The 16,398-nt window shown below is 72.6% G+C and carries 14 protein-coding genes; 6 read left to right on the top strand and 8 right to left on the bottom strand.

Annotated elements, in window-relative coordinates; genetic code table 11:
• Positions 1-34: 34 nt before the first annotated feature.
• Together nrfD and ABTW95_RS25110 are read right to left on the bottom strand one after the other, a co-directional pair.
• Positions 35-1,129 carry an NrfD/PsrC family molybdoenzyme membrane anchor subunit gene (nrfD, locus tag ABTW95_RS25115; protein ID WP_396449255.1) on the bottom strand — a complete coding sequence of 365 codons (1,095 nt, stop codon included), beginning with the start codon at positions 1,127-1,129 and terminating at the stop codon, positions 35-37.
• Positions 1,126-1,995, bottom strand: a complete 870-nt coding sequence (locus ABTW95_RS25110) for a 4Fe-4S dicluster domain-containing protein (RefSeq protein WP_500227572.1) — start codon at positions 1,993-1,995, stop codon at positions 1,126-1,128. The genes nrfD and ABTW95_RS25110 overlap by 4 nt, the downstream gene beginning before the upstream one ends.
• 198 nt (positions 1,996-2,193) lie before the next feature.
• Between ABTW95_RS25110 and ABTW95_RS25105 the strand changes: the two genes are divergently transcribed.
• Positions 2,194-2,592 (top strand): PaaI family thioesterase, encoded by a 399-nt coding sequence (locus ABTW95_RS25105; RefSeq protein ID WP_396449182.1) that lies wholly within the window; start codon positions 2,194-2,196, stop codon positions 2,590-2,592.
• A gap of 42 nt (positions 2,593-2,634) precedes the next feature.
• On the opposite strand, the gene ABTW95_RS25100 is transcribed toward ABTW95_RS25105, so the two are convergent.
• A complete protein-coding gene (locus tag ABTW95_RS25100) occupies positions 2,635-3,489 on the bottom strand; it encodes a PaaX family transcriptional regulator (RefSeq protein WP_396449181.1) in 855 nt (284 codons plus the stop codon).
• A 163-nt stretch (positions 3,490-3,652) separates the two neighbouring features.
• On the opposite strand from ABTW95_RS25100, the gene ABTW95_RS25095 reads away from it, so the two are divergent.
• The 3 genes from ABTW95_RS25095 to boxB all read left to right on the top strand — a co-directional run bounded on the left by ABTW95_RS25095 (position 3,653) and on the right by boxB (position 8,504).
• Positions 3,653-5,317, top strand: coding sequence for a benzoate-CoA ligase family protein (locus ABTW95_RS25095; protein WP_500227551.1), 1,665 nt, complete (start codon positions 3,653-3,655; stop codon positions 5,315-5,317).
• Positions 5,318-5,443: 126 nt separating this feature from the next.
• Positions 5,444-7,084, top strand: a complete 1,641-nt coding sequence (boxC, locus tag ABTW95_RS25090; RefSeq protein ID WP_500227550.1) for a 2,3-epoxybenzoyl-CoA dihydrolase — start codon at positions 5,444-5,446, stop codon at positions 7,082-7,084.
• A 4-nt stretch (positions 7,085-7,088) separates the two neighbouring features.
• Positions 7,089-8,504 carry a benzoyl-CoA 2,3-epoxidase subunit BoxB gene (gene boxB / locus ABTW95_RS25085; RefSeq protein ID WP_500227549.1) on the top strand — a complete coding sequence of 472 codons (1,416 nt, stop codon included), beginning with the start codon at positions 7,089-7,091 and terminating at the stop codon, positions 8,502-8,504.
• A gap of 12 nt (positions 8,505-8,516) precedes the next feature.
• On the opposite strand, the gene ABTW95_RS25080 is transcribed toward boxB, so the two are convergent.
• Positions 8,517-9,665 carry an acyl-CoA dehydrogenase family protein gene (locus ABTW95_RS25080; protein WP_396449177.1) on the bottom strand — a complete coding sequence of 383 codons (1,149 nt, stop codon included), beginning with the start codon at positions 9,663-9,665 and terminating at the stop codon, positions 8,517-8,519.
• A gap of 72 nt (positions 9,666-9,737) precedes the next feature.
• Here ABTW95_RS25080 and ABTW95_RS25075 point away from each other — a divergent pair, with 72 nt between their 5' ends.
• On the top strand, positions 9,738-10,328 hold the full coding sequence (locus ABTW95_RS25075) for a TetR/AcrR family transcriptional regulator (protein WP_396449176.1): 591 nt from the start codon (positions 9,738-9,740) through the stop codon (positions 10,326-10,328).
• Here ABTW95_RS25075 and ABTW95_RS25070 read toward each other — a convergent pair whose 3' ends face one another.
• From ABTW95_RS25070 to ABTW95_RS25055, 4 genes are read right to left on the bottom strand one after another with little or no spacing between them, the layout of a single operon-like run.
• On the bottom strand, positions 10,329-10,928 hold the full coding sequence (locus tag ABTW95_RS25070; protein ID WP_500227548.1) for a GTP-binding protein: 600 nt from the start codon (positions 10,926-10,928) through the stop codon (positions 10,329-10,331). It lies immediately after the preceding gene.
• Entirely contained in the window at positions 10,909-11,286 is a 378-nt protein-coding gene (locus tag ABTW95_RS25065) for a DUF742 domain-containing protein (protein ID WP_396449174.1), read from the bottom strand. The genes ABTW95_RS25070 and ABTW95_RS25065 overlap by 20 nt, the downstream gene beginning before the upstream one ends.
• A gap of 6 nt (positions 11,287-11,292) precedes the next feature.
• Entirely contained in the window at positions 11,293-11,730 is a 438-nt protein-coding gene (locus tag ABTW95_RS25060; RefSeq protein ID WP_396449173.1) for a roadblock/LC7 domain-containing protein, read from the bottom strand.
• Positions 11,727-14,369 carry a sensor histidine kinase gene (locus tag ABTW95_RS25055; RefSeq protein WP_500227547.1) on the bottom strand — a complete coding sequence of 881 codons (2,643 nt, stop codon included), beginning with the start codon at positions 14,367-14,369 and terminating at the stop codon, positions 11,727-11,729. The genes ABTW95_RS25060 and ABTW95_RS25055 overlap by 4 nt, the downstream gene beginning before the upstream one ends.
• Before the next feature lie 432 nt (positions 14,370-14,801).
• Between ABTW95_RS25055 and ABTW95_RS25050 the strand changes: the two genes are divergently transcribed.
• Positions 14,802-16,334 carry a M20/M25/M40 family metallo-hydrolase gene (locus ABTW95_RS25050; protein ID WP_500227546.1) on the top strand — a complete coding sequence of 511 codons (1,533 nt, stop codon included), beginning with the start codon at positions 14,802-14,804 and terminating at the stop codon, positions 16,332-16,334.
• The last annotated feature ends 64 nt before the right edge of the window (positions 16,335-16,398 follow it).

The raw sequence follows: 16,398 nt of genomic DNA, 5'->3' as shown, positions 1-16,398 counted from the left end.
GCCGAGGAAAGAGGGGCGGAGGCGGCGAGCGGGCTCAGGTCGTGGCCCTGGCGCCGCCCGCGTCGACGCGTTCCCGCTGGGGGACGACGGTGTACTTGGGGTCCTCGGCCGACTGGATCCCGGCGTAGAAGATGCCGAAACGCGTGCAGGCCGAGCCCGCCAGGAGCGCCGCTCCGCTGAGCGCCGCCGCCGCGCGGCCGCGCCCCGCGAGCAGCACGCTCCCGGCGGTGCCCGCGGCCGACAGGATCTCGCCCGCGCGCATGAACCGGCCGGCCTTCCCCTTCTTGTACGGCTCGGCGGCCAGGCCGGCTCGGCGCTCCAGCAGCCGGGCCGCCGCCAGCTCCAGGGCGGCGCCGGACACGGCCGCGGTGCGCATCGGGCCCGTCTCGCGGACGGGCGCGGCGACCAGCGCCATCCCGGCCGCGGCGGCCGTCGCCGAACCGGCGAAGACGAACGGCAGCTCGCCCCGCCCCTCATGCCAGGCGGGCACCGCGGTGTCGGCGATCAGCACGGCGGTGTAGACGGTGACGGCGGGGCCGAGCGCGGCGGCGACGGCGGTCGCGGCCCCGCCCAGGTGCGGGAAGCGGCCCGCGGCGTCCAGGACGGCGGCGCCGCCCGCGGCCGGCCCGTAGGCGGCCAGGATCCACGATCCCATGCTCATCGGCGAGGTCGGCTTCATCACCCGCAGCATGTTGTAGAACCGCGCGGGACGTCCGAGGTCGTGGATCAGCGCGGCCGTCGATCCGGCGATGGCGGCCAGCGAGGAGATCTTCAGCGCCCGCGCGGCGGCGGGCCGCCCGGTGAGCTGCGCGCCCGCGGCCATCGTCGACCCGGCGCCGGCCAGGCCGCCGAGGAAGAGGTACGCGGCGACGTCGGCGGCCTTCCAGACCGGCGGGTTCAGGACGGGCAGGCCGTAGTAGGAGGTGAACTCGGCCTCCGGCACCATCGCCTTCTCACCGCGCCCACCGCGCCGGCGCCCCTGCCGGCCACCCTGCCGGCCACCGTGCCGGCCATCGCGCCGGTCCCCGCGCCGCCCGCCGTCGCGGGGCCGCAGGCCCCCGCCGACCTCCGCCTCCCGGCCGGGCCGCGCGCCGTACACGCGCTCCTTGCTGACGCCCGAGTCCTTCATCGTGCCCCTCCCGTGCGGCCGTGGACGGCGAAGACGGCCGCGAGCCCGCCGACCAGGGCGGCCGCGGCCACGCCCGCGTGCTTCCACATCGACGGCAGGTCGCGCGTGGTGACGACCGGGTCCGGCGGCAGGCCGTAGACCTCGGGTTCGTCCAGCAGCAGGAAGAACGCGCCGTCGCCGCCGACGCCGTCCTCCGGGTCGTGGCCGTAGAGGCGGGCGTCCTCGACGCCGATGCCGTGGAGCTGCTCGACGCGGGCCGCGGCCCGCTCCCGCAGCTCGTCCAGCGGCCCGTACTGGATCGAGTCGGTCGGGCACGCCTTCGCGCAGGCCGGTTCCAGGCCCTCCCCGAGCCGGTCGTAGCACAGCGTGCACTTCCAGACCCGGCCGTCCTCCTTGCGCTGGTCGATGACCCCGTACGGGCAGGCGGGCACGCAGTAGCCGCAGCCGTTGCAGATGTCCTCCTGGACGACGACCGTGCCGAACTCGGTGCGGAACAGCGAGCCGGTCGGGCAGACGTCCAGGCAGGCGGCGTGCGTGCAGTGCTTGCAGACGTCGGACGCCATCAGCCAGCGGAAGTCCGTCCCGCCGCCCTCTCCGGAAGCGCCGTCGGGAGCGCCGGGGGGAGCGCCGCCGGGCGCCGCGCCGGGGGAGCCGCCGTGGTCGACGCCGGGCTCCGCGCGCCCCATCGGCTTGTTCTGCTCGATGAACGCGACGTGCCGCCAGGTGTCGGCGCCGAGGCCCTGCGTGTTGTCGTAGGACATGCCGGTGAAGTTCAGGCCGTCCTCGGGGATGGCGTTCCACTCCTTGCACGCCACCTCGCACGCCTTGCAGCCGATGCACACCGACGTGTCGGTGAAGAACCCCATCCTGGGCGGATGGTCGGTATAGCCGGCGTCGGCGGCGACGTCCGTTTCGGCTCCGGCGAGCAGGTTCCGTCCGACCAAGCTGCTCATCCCAGGACCTCCAATGCGCCGCGCCGACGCCCTCCGACTTCCCTGCGACGCGGCTCCTACACGTTCCCTCCTCCGTTGACGCGGATTTCGCGGGCCGGTTAGCTTCGGGGGATGACGGTTGATCGCACCGGTTACGCGGGCCCCCTGGACCAGACGCTCGGCCTGGTCGTGACCGAGGCGTCCGACCAGGAGGTCGTGGCCGAGCTGGAGGTCACCGACAAGCTCATGCAGGCGTACGGGATCGTGCACGGCGGCGTGTACTGCGCGATCACCGAGACGGTGTGCAGCATGGGCGCGGCCCTCACCGTCGGCCTCGACAACCAGGTCGTCGGGATCAGCAACCACACGCGGTTCATCCGCGCCGTGCGCGGCGGCCGCCTGGTGGCCCGCGCCCGCCCGGTCGACCGGGTGGACGACCACGTGACCTGGCAGTCGACGATCACCGATGAGAAGGACCGCGTCGTCGCCGAGGGCACCGTCAACCTGCTGAGACTCTCCCCGCAGGTCTAGTTCCCGCCGCAGGTCCGGCCCCGCTCGGGGACCGGGCAGGGGTCAGTCGCCGCTCATCGCCTTCCACTGGCGGTCGGCGACGGGCCGCCAGGTGTCGTGGCGCTCGTGGAACAGCGTGTACGCCTGCGAGCCGCTCCAGTCGTCCGGCAGCAGCTCCGCCGGCAGGCCGGGGTCGAGGAACGGGAACCGGCGCCATTCCTGCACGAGCCGCGTGTGCGCCGCGAACGTGCCCGGATCGTCGGCGGGGCGCAGGCTGCGGACGGCGTCCAGGAAGTCCTCGTAGGCGAGCTCGATCTCGTCCAGGTCCCACGCCTGCCGGGCCACGCGCCGCGCCTCCGCCAGGTCGCCGAGCCGCCCGGTGAACAGCGTGGAGGTGTCGGCGACGCCGATCTCCGCCAGCACGTCCCGCACCTCGGGCTCGCGTTCGGGATGCGGGCTCACCCACACGCCGGGGGAGAGGTTGCCGAGCCCGCTCCACGCGAGCCGCGTCCGCAGCAGGTGGCGGAGCCTGCGGCTGGTCTCCGGGACGGTCGCGAGGACCAGCAGCCACCGCCCGTCCCACTCGCCGACCGGCTCGCCGAAGCCGTAGATCCGCTCGGTGCCGTCGGTGAGCAGCCGCTCGCCGGCCGGGGTGAGCCGCCAGGCGGTGCGCCGGCCGCGCCGCTCCCCGGCGAGCCAGCCCTCGGCGGCGCTGCGCGCGAGCGCCTGCCGGACGGCCTTCTCCTCCACGCCGAGCAGCCCCAGCGCCCGCAGGAACGCCGCCGTCCACACCGGTTCGCCGCCGGGCAGGACGAACTCGCCGAGCACGGTCAGCAGCAGCGACCTGGCGCTCGCCGCGCCCAGCTCGCGGCGGCGCCGGAACTGGGGCCGCGCCGCGTCCCCGCCGGATCGGGCCATCTGCTTCTCCTTCTCAGCCCTTCAGGGGCGCGGCCGTCCATGGAACGCTGTCCAGTATCGCGCCCGTCCCCTTTCCGCAGACCATCATTCGACAAGTCTATTGACTGGCGTTTCGTCCATGTAGAGCATAAGTGCCACGGTTCCCGGCGACTGGAGACCCCCGATGACCGCTGAAACGGCGCCCGCCGAAACCGCGACCGCCCCGGCCGCGCCCGCCACGTTCAACGCTTCCGAGTACCTGCTCCAGGCGGCCTCCCGGCCCGGCGGCGCCGGCCGGACGGCCCTCACCGGGCCGGGCGGCGACCTCAGTTACGCCGAGCTCGCGGAGCTCGCCGGGCAGGTCGCGGCGGGCCTGGAGGCGTGGGGCATGCGGGCCGAGGAGCGGGTGGTCCTGTTCATGGCCGACGGGCCGTACATGGCCGCCGCGATCCTCGGCGCGATGCGGCTCGGCGCCGTCCCGGTGCCGGTGTCGACGATGCTGACCGGCACCGAGCTGGCCGCGCTGCTCAACGACGCGCGGGCCAGGGTGCTGCTGGTCAGCGACCGGTTCGCGGTCGCGGCCGAGGCGGCGCTCGCGCACGCGCCGGGCGTCCGGCGCGTCGCGGTCGAGGCCGGCGCGGGCGAGGGGGGCACGGGTGAGGGGGGCGCGGGTGAGGGGGGCACGGGTCTGCAGGCGCCGTCCGGCGTGGAGGTGAGCCCCTTCGAGGACCTGGTCGCTGCGGGCCGCGAGCGCGGCGGGGAACTGGCCGACCCCTACCTGACCTCGGACGACTCCAGCGCGCTGTGGCTCTACACGTCCGGGACGACCGGCAAGCCGAAGGGCGCGATGCACCGGCACGCCAACATCCGGCACGTCGTGGAGACCTACGGCCGCCAGGTCCTCGGCATCAGGCCCGACGACCGCTGCTACTCGGTGGCCAAGCTGTTCTTCGCCTACGGGATCGGCAACTCGCTGTTCTTCCCGCTCTCCGCGGGCGCGACCTCGATCCTGGACCCCGGCCCGCCGACGCCCGCGTCGGTGGCGGAGCGGCTGGCCGAGTACCGCCCGACGCTGTTCTTCGCCGTCCCCACCTTCTACGCGGCGATCCTGAACGCCGGCGTGCCGGTCGAGGCGTTCGCGTCCGTCCGGCTGGCGGTGTCGGCGGGCGAGCCGCTGCCCGCCGAGCTGTGCCGCCGCTTCACCGAGCGGTACGGCGTGGAGATCATCGACGGGATCGGCTCGACGGAGTGCCTGCACATCTTCCTGTCGAACCGCCCGGGCGAGGTCCGCCCGGGGACGACGGGCACCGCGGTCCCCGGCTACGAGCTGCGGATCGTGGACGCCGACGGGAACGAGGTCGCGCCGGGCACGCCGGGCTCGCTGCTGGTGAAGGGCGAGTCGATCGCGACGGGCTACTGGTGCCGCACCGACACCACCCGGAAGGTGTTCCAGGGGGAGTGGCTGCGCACCGGCGACACCTACGTGCGGGACGCGGACGGCTACTACACCTGCCTCGGCCGGACCGGCGACATGCTCAAGGCCGGCGGGATCTGGGTGTCGCCGGCCGAGGTGGAGGGGCGGCTGCTGGAGCATCCGGCGGTCGCGATGGTCGCGGTGGTCGGGCTGCCGGACGCCGACGGGCTGGACAAGCCGGTCGCCGCCGTCGTCCTCAAGGAGGGCGCCGCCGCCGAGCCGGCGGAGCTGATCGACTTCTGCCGGGCCGGGCTCGCGTCGTTCAAGCGGCCCCGCGAGGTGCTGATCGTGGACAAGCTCCCGACGACGCCCACCGGCAAGCTGCGCCGCTTCGCCGTCCGCGAGATGGCCGCGACCTTGCTGAACGCGCGCTGAGCGGGCATCCGGCGGCGCCCGGCCGCTCCCGCCAGGGGCGGCTCGCGGGTCAACATGCTACAAACTCTTGACGTGGTGACTGAGTTCTGTGGAGCATGAGGGTACGGACAGAGCGGAGGAGCACCCATGCACGTCGAGTTCCGGACGGACCCGGCCCGCTACCGGCACTGGCGCCTGGACGTCGACGGGCCCGTCGCCACCCTCACGATGGCCGTGGACGAGCAGGGCGGCCTGGTCCCCGGCTACGAGCTGAAGCTCAACTCCTACGACCTCGGCGTGGACATCGAGCTGTACGACGCCGTCCAGCGGCTCCGCTTCGAGCATCCCGGCGTCCGCACGGTCGTGATCACCAGCGGCAAGGAGAAGATCTTCTGCGCGGGCGCCAACATCCGGATGCTCGCCGCGTCCCCGCACGCCTGGAAGGTGAACTTCTGCAAGTTCACCAACGAGACCCGCAACGGCATCGAGGACGCGACGGCGAACTCGGGCCAGACGTACCTGGCGGCCGTCAACGGCACCGCGTCCGGCGGCGGCTACGAGCTGGCCCTCGCCTGCGAGCACATCATGCTCGTGGACGACCGGTCGTCGGCGGTGTCGCTGCCGGAGCTGCCGCTGCTCGGCGTCCTGCCCGGCACCGGCGGCCTCACCCGCGTGTCGGACAAGCGGCGCGTCCGCCGCGACCGCGCCGACTACTTCTCCACCAAGGCGGAGGGGCTCGGCGGCAAGAAGGCCGTCGCGTGGCGGCTGGTCGACGAGGCGGTGCCCCGCACGGCCTGGGACGCGACCGTCGCGGAACGCGCCAGGGAGCTGGCGGCCCGCTCGTCCCGCCCGGCCGGCGCCGAGGGCGTCCCGCTGACCCCGCTCGCCAAGGAGCGCACCGGCGAGTCCATCGCCTACCGGCACGTGTCGGCCCGGCTGGACCGCGACGCGGGCGCCGCCGAGATCACGATCGCCGGCCCGGACGCGCCCCCGGAGGACTTCCACCGCGAGGAGTTCTGGACGCTGGCCATGACGCGGGAGCTGGACGACCTGATCCTCGACCTGCGCACCAACGAGCTGGAGCTCGGCACCTGGGTGTTCCGCACCACCGGCAGGGCCGAGCACGTCCTCGCCCATGACCGGCTGCTGCTCGACAACGCGGGCGACTGGCTCGCCAACGAGATCATTCACTACCTGAAGCGGACCCTGAAGCGCCTGGACGTGACCAGCCGCAGCCTCATCGCCCTGATCGAACCGGGCTCCTGCTTCGCCGGCTCCCTCCTGGAGGTCGCGCTCGCCGCCGACCGCACCTACCAGCTCGACGGCGTCTTCGAGGACGTCGACCCGGACGCCGACCCCGCGACGATCACCGTGGACGCCATGAACCTCGGCCCGCTCCCGATGGGCAACGGCCTCACCCGCCTCGCGACCCGCTTCCTCGGCGACGACGAGGCCCTCGCCGCCGTCCGCGACGCGGCCGGCAAGCCGCTGGAGGCCGCGGACGCCGAGCGCCTCGGCCTGATCACCTTCGCGCCCGACGACATCGACTGGGACGAGGAGGTCCGCATCGCGATCGAGGAGCGGGCCAGCTTCAGCCCCGACGCGCTGACCGGGCTGGAGGCCAACTACCGCTTCCCCGGCCCGGAGACCATGGAGACCAAGATCTTCGGACGGCTCACCGCCTGGCAGAACTGGATCTTCACCCGCCCGAACGCGTCCGGCCCCGACGGCGCGCTGCGCCGCTACGGCACCGGCCAGCGCCCCGACTTCGACCGAAAGCGAGTCTGACCCCATGCCCACCACGGCCGACTACACGGAGAAGATCCCGAACAACGTCGACCTGCACGAGGACAGGCGCCTCCAGCGGGCGCTGGAGTCCTGGCAGCCGAACTTCCTGAACTGGTGGGAGTCGATGGGCCCGTCCCTGCCCACCAGGGACGTCTACCTGCGCACCGCCGTCAACGTCGGCCGCGAGGGCTGGGCGCACTTCGGGCACGTCGCGATGAAGGACTACCGGTGGGGCATCTTCCTCGCCGAACGCGACGGCGACCGGCGCATCGGCTTCGGCGAGCACAAGGGCGAGCCCGCCTGGCAGAAGGTGCCGGGCGAGTACCGCGCCGACCTGCAGCGCCTCATCGTCATCCAGGGCGACACCGAGCCGGCGTCCGTCGAGCAGCAGCGCAACCTCGGCGCGACCGCGCCCAGCCTCTACGACCTGCGCAACCTCTTCCAGGTGAACGTGGAAGAAGGACGCCACCTGTGGGCGATGGTCTACCTCCTGCACGCCTACTTCGGACGCGAGGGCCGCGAAGAGGCCGAAGAGCTCCTGCACCGCAACTCCGGCAGCGAGGAGTCGCCCCGCATCCTGGGCGCCTTCAACGAGGAGACGCCCGACTGGCTGTCGTTCTTCATGTTCACCTACTTCACCGACCGGGACGGCAAGTACCAGCTCGGCACGCTGAAGGAGTCCGGCTTCGACCCGCTGTCCCGGACCTGCGAGTTCATGCTCAAGGAAGAGGCCCACCACATGATGGTCGGCACCACGGGCATCGACCGGGTCGTGGAGCGGACCGTCGAGCTGATGAAGCAGCACGACACCGACGACGTCGCCCCGCACGGCGGCATCTCCCTGGACGTCATCCAGAAGTACCTGAACTTCCACTACTCGGTGTCGCTCGACCTGTTCGGCTCCGAGACGTCCAGCAACGTCGCCAACTACTACACGGCCGGGCTCAAGGGCCGCTGGATGGAGGGCCGCCGCAAGGACGACCACCGCCTCACCGACGACGCCATCATGGTGGACGCCCTCGTCGACGGCGCCGTCGGCCAGAAGGAGGTCGCCGCGCTCACCGGCCTGAACACCGACCTGCGCCGCGAGTACATCTCCGACTGCCAGAGCGGCGTCAACCGGTGGAACCGGATCCTCGCCGACGCGGGCCTCCCGCAGCGCCTCTACCTGCCGAGCGTCGCCTTCAACCGCAAGGTCGGCGCGTTCGCCGGCGTCGAGGCCACCCCGGACGGCGAGATCCTCTCCGCCGCCGAATGGGAGGAGCGCAAGGGCGCCTGGCTGCCGACCGAGGTCGACAAGACCCACGTCCGCTCGCTGATGCGCCCCGTCCACGAGCGCGGCAAGATCGCCGCCTGGATCGCCCCGCCCCGCAACGGCATCAACGGGAAGCCGTTCGACTACGAGTACGTCCGCCTCTGACCGGGCCGGCGGTCAACGGGCCCGGGCGAGGTGGCGGGAGATCACCAGGCGCTGGATCTGGTTGGTGCCTTCGAAGATCTGCATGACCTTCGCCTCGCGCATGAAGCGCTCCACGGGGAAGTCGCGGGTGTACCCGGCCCCGCCGAGGACCTGGACGGCGTCGGTGGTGACCTTCATGGCGTTGTCGGTGGCGATCAGCTTGGCGATGGACGCCTCGCGGCCGTAGGGGCGGCCCGCGTCCTTCAGGCGGGCGGCGGACAGGTAGGTCGCGCGGGACGACTCGATCGCGGCCGCCATGTCGGCGAGGACGAACGCCAGGCCCTGGTGGTCGATGATCGCCTTGCCGAACGCCTCGCGGTGCTTGGCGTAGGCGACGGCGTGGTCGAGCGCGCCCTGGGCGAGGCCGGTGGCGACGGCCGCGATGCCGAGGCGGCCGGCGTCGAGGCCGGCGAGGGCGATGGACAGGCCCTGGCCCTCGGCGCCGATCAGGTTGGCGGCGGGGACGCGGGCGTCCTCCAGGCGGACGGTGGCCGTGGTGGAGCCCATCAGGCCCATCTTGTCCTCCGGCGGGTCGAACTCCAGGCCGGGGGTGCCCGCGGGGACGTGGAAGCAGGAGATGCCGCGCGCCCCGTCGTCGGACGTGCGGGCCATGACGGTGTAGAAGTCGGCCTCGCCGCCGTGGGTCGTCCACGCCTTGGCGCCGTTGAGGACGTAGGAGTCGCCGTCGCGGACGGCCCTGGCCCGCATCGCAGCCGGGTCGGAGCCCGCGTGGGCCTCGGAGAGGCAGTACGCGCCCAGCTGCTCGCCGGACAGCATGCCGGGGAGCCACTCCGCGCGCTGCTCGTCGGTGCCGTAGGCGAACAGGGGGAAGCAGGACAGCGCGTGCACGCTGACGCCGACGCCGACGCTGGCCCAGACGGCGCCGATCTCCTCCAGGACCTGGAGGTAGACCTCGTACGGCTGGTCGCCGCCGCCGAACTCCTCCGGGTAGGGGAGCGTCAGCAGCCCGGCCCGGCCCAGCGTCGTGAACACGTCGCGGGGGAAGGCGCCGGCGCGCTCGTCGCCGGCGACGCGCGGCGCCAGCTCCTTGGCCGCGATGTCGCGGGTGAGCGCGATCAGGTCCTCGGACTCCGGGGTCGGCAGGTGCCGGGTGGCGGGCATGGGCGGGCTCCTTTCGGCCCTCCAACGGTACCAAAGCCGGTACCGGAGAACCTTCTTTGGTACTGTCGGCGCATGACCCCGGTGGTTGGGAGGGCCGCGGACGAGCGCGTCACGCGGGCGGCGCGGCGCCGGGAGGCGCTGATCGGGCGGCTCATGGACGTCTTCCTCGACCGCGGGTTCGCCGAGCTGAGCGTCGCCGACCTGGCCGCGCTGCTGCGCTGCTCGAAGAGCACGCTGTACTCGGTCGCGGCGAGCCGGGAGCAGATCATCGTGGCGGTCGTGCGCGCGTTCTTCCGGCGGGCGGCCGAGCGCGTCGAGGCCGCCCTCGACGCCGGCGGCGATCCGCGCGAGCGGGTGGGCGTGTACCTGCGCGCGATCTCCGAGGAGCTGGCGCCGGCGTCGCCCGCGTTCTTCGCCGACCTGGACGCGTTCGCCCCGGCCCGCGAGATCTACAAGCAGAACACGCGGTTCGCCGTGCGGCGCGTGCAGGGCCTGGTCCGGGAGGCCGCCGAGGACGCGGACGCCGCGTTCGTCGGCGCGGTCGCCGGGCAGGTGATGGAGTCCATCCACCGCGGCGAGATCAAGGCGCAGACGGGGATGGACGACTCGGCCGCCTACGCCGCGCTGGCCTCCCTCATCGTCGCCCGGATGGCCGCCGGGTAGTCAGCTCCGCGCCGCCTGGAGGGCGTGCTCGACCAGCGCGATCAGCACGCCCCGCGCCATCTCCCGGCTCCGCACGTCGCACAGCAGGACGGGCACGTCCCGGTCGACGTCGAGCGCGTCGCGGATCTCCTCGATGCTGTAGCGGCGGGCGCCGTCGAACTGGTTCGCGGCGACGACGAACGGGATCTCCCGCTGCTCGAAGAAGTCGATGGACGCGAAGCTCGTGCTGAGCCGGCGGGTGTCGACCAGCACGATCGCGCCGACCGCGCCGTAGGCGATCTGGTCCCACATGAACCAGAACCGCTCCTGGCCGGGCGTCCCGAACAGGTACAGCCGGACGCCGCCGGAGAACGTCAGCCGCCCGAAGTCCATCGCGACGGTCGTGGTCGTCTTGTTCTCCACGCCGCCGAGGTCGTCCACCCCGACGGAGGCGTCGGTGAGGGTCTCCTCGGTGCGCAGCGGGCGGATCTCGCTCACCGCGCCGACGAGGGTCGTCTTGCCCACGCCGAATCCGCCGGCCACCAGCACCTTGAGCGTGTGCAGGGGGACGTCGTCGTCCGGCGCGTACGTCACGGACGGGTTAGAGGCGGCGAAGTTCATCGAGCACTCTCATCAGGATGCGGGGGTCGGGACGGTCGGACGGCTCGGCCGCCTGGTGGACCTCTTCGATCAGGCCGTACTGGTGCAGGTCCTCCAGCAGGATCTGCACCACCCGGAACGGCAGGTCGGTCTCCGAGGCCAGGTCGGCCGGGGTCGACGGCTGCCGGCACAGCTCCAGCAGCCGCCGCTGCTCGCGCGACAGCCACACCCGGTCGCCCGGGGTGCGGCCGGTCGCGACCAGGATCGTCACCAGGTCGACGACGAGCCCGCGGGGGCGGGTGCGCCCGCGGGTCATCGCGTACGGCCGCACGACCGGGCCGGCGTCCCGCCCGATCCAGCGCTCTCTCGGAATCTCCACGGTCGGTCAGCCCGAGGCACCCGGCTGCAGCGGCGCGCTCCCGGACTCGGCGCGCGGCGCCGCCGACAGCGCCCGCCGCACCCGCTTGATCAGCATCGTGGTCTCGTAGGCGACGAGCCCGGCGTTGCCGCCGGCGTCGCTGAGCACCGCCAGGCAGCTCCCGTTGCCGGCCGGCATGACGAAGAACAGCTTGTCGTCCAGCTCCACCACGGTCTGCCGGACCTGCTTGGCCTGGAAGTGCTCGCGGGCGCCGTTGGCGAGGCTGTGGAAGCCCGACGACAGCGCCGCGAGGAACTCGGCGTCCTTGCGGGTGACGTCCCCCGAGGCCCCCATGACCAGGCCGTCGCGGGACAGCAGGACGGCCTGGCGGACCTCGCCGACCCGTTGCACCAGATCCTCGAGCAGCCAGTCGAGCTCGCCGGTGGCGTGGCCCTGCCGTGTCATGATTCCCCCCATTCGTCACGTGGATCGAGATCGCCCGGTTCGTCGTCGGCGGTCCTGCCGCGCAGCCAACCAGACTGTAGCGAGGCCATCAGATCGCGGCTGAGCTCCGGACTCGGCTCATCGAAGTCCTCCTCCGCCCGGTCGGCCTCCTCCGGCCGCGCGGCCGCCAGGCGTTTGCGCAGCTGAGGGGCGAGGTTGCGCTGCCGCACCCGGCGCGGGAGGCGGCCGGTGACCTCGCTGTCCTCCACCTCGGCCGGTTCCGGATCCGCCGCCGGCGGCCGGGTCCGGCCATTGGCGCGTCCGGACGGCTCGAACGAGACCGGCGGATCGTACGAGGCGGGTGCGTCGCGGGAACCCGACGCGTCGAAGGCGACCGGCGGTTCGAAGGAGCCGGACGCGTCGGGGGAACCCGGCGCCTCGAAGGCGCCGGGCGCCGTGAAGGCGTCGAAGGACCCGGAGGCGTCGAAGGCGGGCGCATCGTAGACCGGCGCATCATAGGCGGGCGCGTCGTAGGCGTCCGGAGCCTCGCGGGCGGAGCCCGGCGGCTCGTACGCGTCGGGCGGGCCGTTGAAGGACACCGGTGGCGGCGCGTCCGGCGGGCCGTGCCGCGGCGGGCGCGCCGGCGGGCCGGGCAGCGCGGGGCGGATCGGGCGGCCGAGCCGCGGCGCGCCCGCACCGGACGCGACGGGCTGCGTCACGCCGGCGTCGCCGATCGCCTGCCACTGGTCGTCCATGACCACGAGGGAGTGCGGGATCAGCACGATCGCGGTCGTCCCCCCGTACGCCGACGGCTGCAGCGAGACCTTGATGTCGTGCCGGGCCGCCAGCCGCGCGACGACGAACAGGCCGAGCCGCTCGGTGTCGACGAGGTCGAACTCCACGGCGCTGGCGAGCCGCTGGTTGAGCGCGTTCATCTCGTCGGGGTGCAGGCCGATGCCGCGGTCGACGACCTCCACCGCGAGCCCGTTGGCGACGGTCTCGACCTTGACGGTGACCTCGGTGGTCGGCGGCGAGAAGGCGGTGGCGTTCTCGATCAGCTCCGCGAGCAGGTGGATGACGTCGGCGACCACGTCGCCGGTGACCGCGGCCGACGACGCGCCGGTCACCTCGATGCGCGTGTAGTCCTCGACCTCGGCGATCGCGGCGCGCACCACGTCCTCCGCGGCGACCGGGTGGTCCCACGCGCGGACGGTCGGCGAGCCGGACAGGATGACCAGGCCCTCGGCGTGCCGCCGCATGCGGGTCGTGAGGTGGTCGAGGCGGAACAGGTCGTCCAGCTCCTCGGAGCTGGACGCGCGCCGCTCCATCTGGTCCAGCAGCCGCAGCTGCCGGTGCAGCAGCGACTGGCTGCGCCACGAAAGGTTGACGAAGACCCGGTTGATGCTGGCGCGCAGCTCCGCCTCGCCGATCGCGGTGCGGATCGCCTGCCGCTGGACGGTCTCGAACGCCTCGCTGACCAGTGCGACCTCCCGGGTCTTCCCGGCCGCGGGGCGGGGCGTCTCGGCCTCCAGGTCCACCCGCTCACCGCGCCGCAGCCGCGCGACGACGCGGGGCAGCCGCTCGTTCGCCAGCTCCTGCGCCGACCGCTGCAGCCGCCGCAGCTCGTCGGCGTGCCGGCGGGCGAACAGCAGCGACAGCACGATGGAGGCGATGACGGCGAGCAGCCCGACCCCGCCCGCCAGGTACACCCGCAGCATGATCGCGTCGCCGGCGGGCTCGACCTCGTCGTGCTGGAGCTGCTCGCCGGCCTTGGCGGTGGTGCCGAGCCACACCTGCCCGGCCGCCCCGGTCACGGCGCGCCAGCGCCGCGGGTCGGGCGTCCGGCCGCGCTGGACGACGGAGGACTCCAGCTCGACGAAGTCGGCGTAGGCGGGCGAGTTCACCAGCCGGCTCATCGTCTTGGCCATGTCCCCGGCGAGCCCGGTCATGCCGAGGTCGACCAGCTGGGCGCGGGTGCCCGCCCACTGGGCGAACGCGGCGCGGGTTCCGGCCTTCAGGCGGCCGCCGCCGAGCGCGGTCAGCAGCGTGTCCTCGCGCAGCATGAAGTCGCGCGCCCAGTACATGTACAGCAGGCCGTTGGTCTGCTGGACCACGCTGACGTCGTCGAGGGTCACCAGCGTGGTCAGCAGCCGGATCGTGTTGTCGAAGGCGGTGCTGTAGGCGTTGATGGCGTCCAGCGGCGAGACGTTCTGCGCGGTGATCTGCGACCGGATGCTGGCCAGCTGGTCGAGCTGGTTGCCGACGTTCCGGGTGCGCTGGATCTCGCTCTCGGTCAGATGCTTCGTGGCCTCGGGGGAGAGCGCCGTCTTGCGGAACGAGGCCACCGCGCTCTCGGTCTTCTGGGTCGCCTCCCGGAACTTCCGGGTGGTGGCGGGCGACGGCGACACCAGCGCGGTGACCGCGGCGGCGCGCTCGTCCTGGACGGCCTGCATGGCGCGGGTGGCCGGGTCGCCGGCGCGTTCCCGGTTCCCGGCGTACTGGTTCCGCTGGATCGCCTCGTTCAGCGCCGGAACGGCCGAGAACGTCCACAGGGCCACGAGCGACACGAGCGGGACCGCCAGGAGCAGGACGATCCTCCGCCCGATCGGACGCGTGTGCGGACGCCCGTGGGATCTGCGCACCTGTTCGGGACTCGACAACGGCCCACTCCTGATCGTCGGCGGCCACCTGCAAGGGTGACGAAGCATACTCACGCCGTTTTGTCCGCTGCCAGCGGCTTCACCTGCTGGAACTCGTATCCGGGGAAGCACGGGGCGGGCCGGCGGGCGCGGCCGGGGGCCACCGCGGGGCAGCCGCGCGGTTGCGGGCGTTTCCGCAGGTCAATGTGGTGCAATCCGCCGCCATTCCCAGTTGACCTTGGAGAACGCGCCCGAGCCGTCCCGTCGTTGATCGACACGAGCGGTGCGGTGCTCCGGGACGGACGGTGACCGCATACGAAATGTCGATCTTGTGAGCTGAGATGAAAAAGAGGCCAATATTGGCCGTTTTGATGCTAAGTCGTGTCTTGTTGTGTGAATTGACGCGTGTCAAGCTTCGGGTTGCTTCGTCCCCCCACAAACGGAGACCTAGTCATGCGCAGAGCCGCGCTCGCCGCCCTCACCGGGCTGTCGCTCGCCGCCACGACCGTGGCCGCGGTACCGGCCCAGGCCGCCGGACCGGCCCACGCCAAGCCGGCCCACTCCAAGCTGGCCCGGCTGGTCAAGCTGAAGAACGTCCGCCATCACCAGCTGAACCTGCAGAAGATCGCGGACGCCAACGGCGGCAACCGGGCCGCCGGGCTCCCCGGCAGCGAGATCACCATCAAGTACATCGCCGACCAGCTCAAGCGGGCCGGCTACAAGCCCACGGTGCAGAGGTTCACGTTCGACTTCTGGCAGGAGACCGCGGAGCCGGTCTTCGCCGAGACCGCGCCGGAGCAGAAGACGTTCGCCCCGGACACCGACTTCGCGACCTTCCAGTACTCCGGGACCGGCGACGTCACCGCCGCCGCCACGCCCGTCGACACGGACGCCACCGGGGTCGGCAGCGGCTGCGAGGCCGACGACTTCACCGGCTTCCCGGCGGGCCACATCGCGCTGATCCAGCGCGGCGGCTGCTTCTTCTCCGTGAAGACCGACAACGCCATCGCCGCCGGCGCGTCCGCCGTGGTCATCTACCAGCTCCCCGACCAGCCCGGCCCCGTCGCGGGCACGCTGACCAAGCCGTACGGCATCCCGGTCGTCGGCCCGACCAACGCGATCGGGAAGGCGCTCGTCGACCAGGCGAACAACGGCGGCGTGACGCTGCGCGTGAAGACCGAGACGCTCAACGAGAAGCGCGGGACCGCCAACGTCATCGCCGACACCAAGCGCGGCCGCGCCGACAACGTCGTGGTGGTCGGCGCCCACAACGACAGCGTCACCGAGGGTCCCGGCATCAACGACGACGGCTCGGGCACCGCGACGCTGCTGGAGATGGCGAAGCAGATCAACAAGCTCGGCCCGCAGCTCCGCAACAAGGTGCGGTTCGCGTTCTGGGGCGCCGAGGAGGAGGGCCTGCTCGGCTCCCAGTACTACGTCGACAACCTCCCGCAGGCCGGGCGCGACAAGATCGCGCTGATGCTCGACTTCGACATGCTCGCCTCGCCGAACTACGTCAACTTCGTCTACGACGGCGACGACAGCGCGGGCGAGAACAACGTCGAGCCGCCCGCCGGGTCCGGCGCGATCGAGAAGGCGTTCAACGACTACTTCGCGAGCCGGGGCCTCGCCACCGACCCGACGCCGTTCAACGGGCGGTCCGACTACAACGCGTTCATCACCGCGGGCATCCCGGCCGGCGGCGTGTTCACCGGCGCCGAGGGCATCAAGACGCCCGAGCAGGCGAAGACCTACGGCGGCACGGCCGGGGTGGCCTACGACCCCTGCTACCACTCGGTGTGCGACCGGTACGACAACGTGAACCTCAAGGGCTTCGACCAGATGATCGACGCCACCGCCGCGGTCACCCAGCTGTTCGCGCACAGCACGCTGACGGTCAACGGCAACGAGCTGGCCAGGCGCGCCCCGGCGCAGGCGAAGAAGCGCGTCGCCCCGGCCGAGATCGGCGGCCACGCGACCCGGTGACACCGGCCATACCATGAAGGGACTCGCGTAAGGCACACGCGTAGAGGCACACGCGTAGAGGGAC

It is taken from the genome of Spirillospora sp. NPDC127506 (genome assembly GCF_040302145.1).
GTDB lineage: Bacteria > Actinomycetota > Actinomycetes > Streptosporangiales > Streptosporangiaceae > Spirillospora.
This window is presented reverse-complemented; position numbering and strand designations above follow the sequence as displayed.

Coding starts and splice junctions, on each gene's coding strand:
- nrfD (WP_396449255.1), bottom strand. CDS start 1,129: ATGAAGGACTCGGGCGTCAGCAAGGAGCGCGTGTACGGCGCGCGGCCC.
- ABTW95_RS25110 (WP_500227572.1), bottom strand. CDS start 1,995: ATGGGGTTCTTCACCGACACGTCGGTGTGCATCGGCTGCAAGGCGTGC.
- ABTW95_RS25105 (WP_396449182.1), top strand. CDS start 2,194: ATGACGGTTGATCGCACCGGTTACGCGGGCCCCCTGGACCAGACGCTC.
- ABTW95_RS25100 (WP_396449181.1), bottom strand. CDS start 3,489: ATGGCCCGATCCGGCGGGGACGCGGCGCGGCCCCAGTTCCGGCGCCGC.
- ABTW95_RS25095 (WP_500227551.1), top strand. CDS start 3,653: ATGACCGCTGAAACGGCGCCCGCCGAAACCGCGACCGCCCCGGCCGCG.
- boxC (WP_500227550.1), top strand. CDS start 5,444: ATGCACGTCGAGTTCCGGACGGACCCGGCCCGCTACCGGCACTGGCGC.
- boxB (WP_500227549.1), top strand. CDS start 7,089: ATGCCCACCACGGCCGACTACACGGAGAAGATCCCGAACAACGTCGAC.
- ABTW95_RS25080 (WP_396449177.1), bottom strand. CDS start 9,665: ATGCCCGCCACCCGGCACCTGCCGACCCCGGAGTCCGAGGACCTGATC.
- ABTW95_RS25075 (WP_396449176.1), top strand. CDS start 9,738: ATGACCCCGGTGGTTGGGAGGGCCGCGGACGAGCGCGTCACGCGGGCG.
- ABTW95_RS25070 (WP_500227548.1), bottom strand. CDS start 10,928: ATGAACTTCGCCGCCTCTAACCCGTCCGTGACGTACGCGCCGGACGAC.
- ABTW95_RS25060 (WP_396449173.1), bottom strand. CDS start 11,730: ATGACACGGCAGGGCCACGCCACCGGCGAGCTCGACTGGCTGCTCGAG.
- ABTW95_RS25050 (WP_500227546.1), top strand. CDS start 14,802: ATGCGCAGAGCCGCGCTCGCCGCCCTCACCGGGCTGTCGCTCGCCGCC.